Source organism: Phenylobacterium sp. (assembly GCF_004799395.1).
Classification (GTDB): Bacteria; Pseudomonadota; Alphaproteobacteria; order Caulobacterales; family Caulobacteraceae; genus Phenylobacterium.
Genome location: NZ_SSMZ01000111.1, coordinates 1 through 6,915, shown reverse-complemented (window position 1 = coordinate 6,915; position 6,915 = coordinate 1). Strand labels below are relative to the sequence as shown.

The following is a 6,915-nucleotide window of genomic DNA, read 5'->3' as shown; positions in this document are numbered from 1 at the left end:
TTGGGGTGCCCTATGAACGCGCGATCGTCGGCGTCAGCTGTCGTCGTCACAGGCACAGAATCCTTACGCAAGCCGGGGAGTTAGGCACGAAAGATCGCCGCGATGGAAGACGCCTTCACGACCCGTGCGCGAGAGCGGCCATCTCGCGGTCAAGCACATCTACGATCGCAGACCAGGCCGCTGTGGTCGGGATCACCAGGTCGAAATGGGCGGCGCCCGGGATCGTCTCGACCTCGGCGCGACCGCCGGCCGCTCTGACCTTCGCGGCGTAGTCACGGCCGGTGTACGGCGGCATGACGGGATCGAAGACACCGTGCACCATCACCACTTTGGCGCCGCTCGGCAGCAGCTCGGCGGGAGAGGTGTCCGCAAACGGCGCCGCGCGATGGGCGCTGTCGACCAGGCGCGCGATGGTGTCGTCGCCGCAGGGCAGAGCAAAGACCGGGCCCTGCCCCTTCAAGTCCCCAATCCCTGCCAAGCTGATCACCGCGCCGATCTTCAAGGGATGGGCCGCATGCAGTGGGCTCGTGGCCGGGATGCGGCTGCGGGCGGCGGCCCAGAGCGCCAGGTGCCCGCCGGCCGAATGGCCGATCGCGATCACCCGGGACAGATCCAGATCGTGCTTCGGCGCTTCCTCGCGCAGGCGGTCGATGGCGGTCGCCACGTCCTGGAAGGTGCCCGGATAGCCGGCGCCGGCCTCGCCCAGCTTGCGATATTCGACGTTCCAGACCGCATAGCCGTGGCCCGCGAGGTCGGCGGCGATGGCGCTGGTCTGGGCAAAGCCCTCGTATTGCTTCAGGAAACACCCGCCGTGCAGCAGGATCACAACCGGGTGTGGATCTCTGGTCTTCGGCAGGAACAGCTCCGCGACCTGCGAGGGCGCGGGGCCGTAGTGAACGACGTCGTCAGCCAAATGCCGCGGCTGGCTCATATAGGCGTCGATCGAGGCGGGTTCGGCGGCGGCCATGGTCGGACCCATCATCATCGCCAGGATCAGCACGGCCTTCAGCACGCGGCGTCTCCTTGCGAAGGCTGGTGGGCGGCGAGGGATTCGAACCCCCGACCCTCTCGGTGTAAACGAGATGCTCTAACCAGCTGAGCTAGCCGCCCTTCGGGCCGCTTCTAGACCAGTTGCGGCATAGGCTGGAAGCCAGCTCAGCCGTTCAGCGTGCTCTTCAGCGCATCGCCGACGCGGAAGCGGCAGGACTGGGAGGCTTTGCGCTTCACGGTCTCGCCGGTGCGCGGGTTGCGAGCCGTGCCGGCAGGCCGCTTGATCGGCACGAAGCTGCCGAAGCCCACCAGGCGCACTTCCTTGCCCGCCTTCAGCGAGATGGAAACCGAGGCGATGAAGGCGTCCAGGGCGTCCTTGGCCTGGACCTTGTTCAGCCCAGCCTTGTCGGCCATCTGCTCGACGAGTTCCGCCTTCGTCATCTTCAGTCTCTCCCACCCATTCTTGTTTCAGGCGCAAGGGCTCCCCAAAGCCCCTCATCCCTTTTTTGAATTAAGGCCTGTCCGAGCGTGGCCGTCAAACGAGAGCGGCGCGGGAAATGCTCCCGCGCCGCCCGATGACATAAGAATTGATCGGCGAAGACCTGTCATCGCCAGTCAGTGGGTCAGGATCGACTCCACATCCGGATCGTCGGGGATCGAGACCGGCGGCGCGTCGGCCTCCGACCATTCGATCGCCACCGGTTGCCGGATCAGGGCCTGGGCCAGCACCTCATCCATGGTCGAGACCGGGATGATGGTCATCTCGGACTTCACGTTGTCCGGGATATCGGCCAGGTCCTTCTCGTTCTCCGAAGGGATCAGCACGGTCTTCACGCCGGAGCGCAGGGCCGCGAGCAGCTTTTCCTTCAGGCCGCCGATGGCGGTGACCCTGCCCCGCAAGGTGACTTCGCCGGTCATGGCGATGTCCTTCTTGATCGGGATGCCGGTCAGCACCGACACGATGGCGGTGGCCATGGCCGCGCCGGCGGACGGGCCGTCCTTGGGCGTGGCGCCGTCCGGCACGTGGATGTGGACGTCGGTCCGCTCGAAGCTCGGCGGTTCGAGGCCGAACTTGGTGGCCCGGCTGCGGACGTAGCTGTTCGCCGCCGAGATCGACTCCTTCATCACATCCTTCAGGTTGCCGGTGACCGTCATGCGGCCCTTGCCGGGCATCTTGACCGCTTCGATGGTCAGGATGTCGCCGCCGAAGTCGGTGTAGGCCAGGCCGGTGATGATCCCGACCTGATCTTCGGTGTCCATCTCGCCGTACTTGTACTTCCGCACGCCGGCGTACTTGGCCAGCCGCTCGGCATCGATGGTGATCGTCAGCACGTTCTCACGCGCCAGGTCGCGCACCGTCTTGCGGGCCAGATTGCCCAGTTCCCGCTCCAGCGACCGCACGCCGCTTTCACGGGTGTAGTAGCGGATCAGGTCGCGGATCGAGGCGTCCGGAACGATGAACTCTTCCGGCTTCAGCCCATGGTCCTTGGTCAGCTTGGCCAGGATGTGCCGCTTGGCGATCTCCAGCTTCTCGTCCTCGGTGTAGCCGGGGATGCGGATGATCTCCATGCGGTCCAGCAGCGGCTGGGGCATGTTCAGGCTGTTGGCGGTGGTGACGAACATCACCGGCGACAGGTCGTAGTCGACTTCCAGATAGTGGTCGCCGAAGGTCGAGTTCTGCGCCGGATCCAGCACTTCGAGCAATGCCGAGGACGGGTCGCCCCGCCAGTCGCTGCCCATCTTGTCGATCTCGTCCAGCAGGAAGAAGGCGTTGGTCGATTTGGCCTTCTTCATCGACTGGATGATCTTGCCGGGCATGGAGCCGATGTAGGTCCGGCGGTGGCCACGGATCTCGGCCTCGTCGCGCACGCCGCCCAGGGAGACCCGGACGAACTCACGCCCGGTGGCCTTGGCGATCGAGCGGCCAAGCGAGGTCTTGCCGACGCCGGGAGGCCCGACGAGGCAGAGGATCGGGCCCTTCAGGGAACCCACGCGGCTCTGGACCGCCAGGTACTCCAAGATCCGTTCCTTGACCTTTTCCAGGCCGTAGTGATCGCCTTCGAGGATGTCCTCGGCCTTCTGCAGGTCGATGGGCTTGATCTTCGCCTTGCCCCACGGGATCGACAGCAGCCAGTCGAGATAGTTCCGCACGACGGTAGATTCCGCCGACATCGGGCTCATGTTGCGCAGCTTCTTCAGCTCGCTCTCGGCCTTCGCGCGGGCCTCCTTGGAGAGTTTGACCTTCTTGATGCGCTTTTCGAGTTCCAGCAGCTCATCGCGCTGGTCGTCCTGCTCGCCCAGCTCGCGCTGGATCGCCTTCATCTGCTCGTTCAGATAGTACTCGCGCTGGGTCTTCTCCATCTGCCGCTTCACGCGGTTGCGAATCTTCTTCTCGGTCTGCATGACCGAAATCTCGCCCTCCATCAGAGCGTAGACCTTCTCCAGACGCTTCACGACGTTGAAGATTTCCAGCAGCTGCTGCTTCTCGGCGATCTTCACCGACAGGTGGCTGGCGATGCGATCTGCCAGCTCGCCGGGGTTCTCGATCTGCGGGATCGAGGCCAGGGCTTCCGGCGGGACCTTCTTGTTCAGCTTCACATAATTTTCGAACTGCTCGACGACCGCGCGGCTCAACGCTTCAGCCTCGGCCGACGCCGCGCCGTCCTCCGCCACATAGGCGATCTCGGCTTCGTAGAACTCGCTCTCGCTGGTGAAGCGGGTGATGCCCGCCCGCGCGCGGCCTTCGACCAGCACCTTGACCGTGCCGTCGGGCAGCTTGAGCAGTTGCAGCACGGTGGCCACGATGCCGACGTCGTAGATACCGTCGGGCGACGGATCGTCGTCGTCCTTGTCTTTCTGGGTGGCGAGCAGGATCTGCTTGCCTTCCTTCTTCATCGCCTCTTCCAGCGCGCGCACCGACTTTTCCCGGCCCACGAAGAGCGGCGCCGGCTGGTGCGGGAAGATGACGATGTCCCGCAAGGGCAGGATGGGGAGAATCTTGATCTCGGACATGATGCTCTAAACTCCTGACCGGCCGCGTTTGTCTCGCAGCCCGGCCTGTCGGATCGCAGTCACTCAGACGATGCGTCTGAGTCGGACGACCCGTCCGTCCCCGTAGGCGACGGCTTTCGGTGATTTATGTGGACCGTTTGGCCCATGGTTCAAGCGGGGCGATACCTTTGCGCGACACTGCGTCCCACCACGTTCCTAGCTGGCTTGTGCGGAAATGGCGGGGCCGTGACAGCAACTCTATGCCCCAACCCTTGCCACAAGATGTGGGTGCGAGGGTAAAGATCGGCAAGGATGCGCTTCAGGCCGCCAGCGCCTCTTCCACGAAGTCCATGCGGTCCTGGCCGAAGAACATCTCCTCGCCCACGAAGAAGGTCGGCGCGCCGAACGCGCCGCGCTCGACGGCCCGCTCGGTGGTGGCCTTCAGACGGTCCTTCACCTCGTCACGCTCGGTCAGCGCGCGGAACTCGTCGGCCTCCAGGCCGGCGCGCCGCAGGACCGGGACCAGTTCGGCGGGCTCCCCCAGGTTCTTCGGCTCGCGCCACATGGCGTCGAACACGGCCTCCAGATAGGCGAAAAAGCGAGTGTCCTCGATCAGGCCGGTGGCGCCGCGCATCAGGTGTAGGGTGTTGATCGGGAAGAACGGGTTGCGGTTGAAGGGCGTCCCGAAGCGCTTGGCCCAGCGGGCTAGGTCGGCGTTCATCCAGCGGCCCTTGGCCGGGACGGTGGCCGGCGACGCATTGCCGGTGGCCTTGAAGACGCCGCCCAGCAGCATCGGCACATAGTCCACCCGTGCGCCGACGCGCTCAGCCAGCAGCGGTAGGCGCTTGTAGGCCAGATAGCTGGCGGGGCTGCCGAAATCGAACAGGAACTCGACTGTCTTGGGCATGATCACCAAGCCTCCATCCAGGGGCGAAGGTCCAGCTCGTGGGTCCAGGCGTCGCGGGGCTGGGCGTGTAGCGTCCAATAGGCGTCGGCAATGTGCTCCGGGTTGAGGATGCCGTCCTGGGCTTTCATGGCGTAGCGGTCGGGGAAGTTCTCGGCGATCCAGGCGGTGTCGATGGCCCCATCGATGATGGTGTGAGCCACATGGACGCCCCTGGGTCCGAGCTCGCGCGCCATGCTCTGGGCGACCGCGCGCAGACCGTGTTTGGCCGCGGCGAAGGCGGCGAACCCATCGCGGCCGCGGACACTCGCCGTGGCGCCGGTGAAGATCACCGTGCCGCGCCCTCTTGGCGTCATCAGCCTGGCGGCTTCCCGACCAGCCAGGAACCCGGAGAAGCAGGCCATCTCCCAGACCTTCAGGAAGACACGGCTGGTCGTCTCGGCGATGGGAAAGCGGACGTTCGCGCCGATGTTGAAGACGCAGACTTCCACGGGCGCGATCTCGGCTTCGACCTTTGCGAACAGGGCGACCATCTGGTCTTCCTGACGCGCGTCCACGCCAAACGGGTGGGCCTCTCCGCCCGTCTCCCGGATCGTTGCGGCCAGGGGTTCCAGCTGGTCGGCGTGGCGGCGGACGATGACGGCCGCATAGCCCTCTCGGGCGAAGCGCCGGGCGATGGCGCCGCCGAGGGCGTCCCCGGCTCCGATGACAATGATCGCCTTGTCCGCCATCCAGACATTAGATGACGATCATCATATGTTAGCAAGCAACCTCAGCGGGACTTCGACTTGCCCGGCCCGCGCACCGTGAGCGCCGCAACCAGCGCCGCCACCGCCGAGGCGACAGCCGCAGCGACCATCGCCTCCCGGTAGCCCGCTGCGACAGACTGCGGATCAGACCCGCCGATCATGAAACCCACGAGGGCCACGGCCAGCAGGCCGGCGACGCGCGCCACGGCGTTGTTGATGCCGGCGGCGGCGCCCTCGTACTCGTCAGCCACTGCGCCGAGCACCGCGTCTGTCAGGGGCGCGACCGCGACCCCTGCCCCGACGGCCAGGACGGCGAGACCCGGAAGGACGCCGGTCCAGTAGCTGGGCCGGTCGCTGAGCAGCGCCAGCAGAACGAAGCCGGCGGCCACCAGCAACGACCCCGCGATCAGCAGCGGCCGCGGCCCCAGCCGGGACGCCAGGCGCCCGGAGATCGGCGACAGCACCGCCAAACCTACGGACATAGGCAGCAGTGCGGCTCCGGCCAGCGACGGGGCGTAGCCGTGCGCGCGGATCAGCTCGAAGGGCAACAGGAAGAACGCCCCGCCGAGTGCTGCATAGAGCACCAGGGTAAGGGCGTTGACGCCGGAGAAGGTCGCGGATTTGAAAAGCACCAGCGGCATCATGGGGTTGGCGGCGCGTCTTTCGATGAACAGGAACCCGGCGAGCGCGACGACGCCCAGCCCGCCGACGCCGAGGACGGCCAGATCGGCGCCCTGCTTCGGCGCAACGGTCAGGGCCCAGGTCACGGCGGCGAGGCCGGCGGTCACCGCCGCGGCGCCGGCGTAGTCCACTGCACCGCACCGGGCCTTCTTGCTCTCCTTGGCGTAGCGCATCACCAGCCAGACTGCGATCGCCGCCACCGGCAGGTTGATGAAGAACACCGCCCGCCAGGAGATCGCCTGGGTCAGCCAGCCGCCCACAACCGGGCCTGCTGCGCTGGTGAGGCCGCTGGCGCCCGCCCAGATCCCCACCGCCTGTCCTCGCCCCTTGGCGTCGTAGGCCGCGCCCAGCAGCGCCAGGCTGGCGGGCGTCAGGAGGGCCGCGCCCATGCCCTGCACAGCTCGCGCGGCGATCAGCACCGGAAGGCTAGGGGCCAGGCCGCAACCCGCGGAAGCGGCGGTGAAGAGCAGGACGCCCGCCACGAACACCCGCTTGCGCCCATAACGGTCCGCCGCCGCCCCGCCGGCCAGCACCAGGGCGCTGAGCAGCAGGGCGTAGGCGTTCATGATCCACTGCGCCGCTTCCACGCCGCCGCCCAGC

At 66.6% G+C, this 6,915-nt stretch carries 6 protein-coding genes and 1 tRNA gene; all 7 read right to left on the bottom strand.

The window, feature by feature from the left end:
• Window positions 1–115 precede the first annotated feature (115 nt).
• Entirely contained in the window at window positions 116–1,012 is an 897-nt protein-coding gene (locus E8A12_RS07775; RefSeq protein ID WP_293367349.1) for an alpha/beta hydrolase, read from the bottom strand.
• 21 nt (window positions 1,013–1,033) lie between these two features.
• Window positions 1,034–1,110: transfer RNA gene (locus tag E8A12_RS07770), tRNA-Val, on the bottom strand.
• A 45-nt stretch (window positions 1,111–1,155) separates the two neighbouring features.
• Entirely contained in the window at window positions 1,156–1,431 is a 276-nt protein-coding gene (locus tag E8A12_RS07765; protein WP_293367348.1) for an HU family DNA-binding protein, read from the bottom strand.
• A gap of 174 nt (window positions 1,432–1,605) precedes the next feature.
• Window positions 1,606–4,002 carry an endopeptidase La gene (gene lon / locus E8A12_RS07760; RefSeq protein ID WP_293367347.1) on the bottom strand — a complete coding sequence of 799 codons (2,397 nt, stop codon included), beginning with the start codon at window positions 4,000–4,002 and terminating at the stop codon, window positions 1,606–1,608.
• 298 nt (window positions 4,003–4,300) lie between these two features.
• Window positions 4,301–4,888 carry a 2-hydroxychromene-2-carboxylate isomerase gene (locus E8A12_RS07755; protein WP_293367346.1) on the bottom strand — a complete coding sequence of 196 codons (588 nt, stop codon included), beginning with the start codon at window positions 4,886–4,888 and terminating at the stop codon, window positions 4,301–4,303.
• A 2-nt stretch (window positions 4,889–4,890) separates the two neighbouring features.
• Window positions 4,891–5,616 carry an SDR family oxidoreductase gene (locus E8A12_RS07750; RefSeq protein WP_293367345.1) on the bottom strand — a complete coding sequence of 242 codons (726 nt, stop codon included), beginning with the start codon at window positions 5,614–5,616 and terminating at the stop codon, window positions 4,891–4,893.
• Window positions 5,617–5,657: 41 nt separating this feature from the next.
• The coding region (locus E8A12_RS07745) for an MFS transporter (RefSeq protein ID WP_293367344.1) at window positions 5,658–6,915 on the bottom strand (1,258 nt) is incomplete at its 5' end.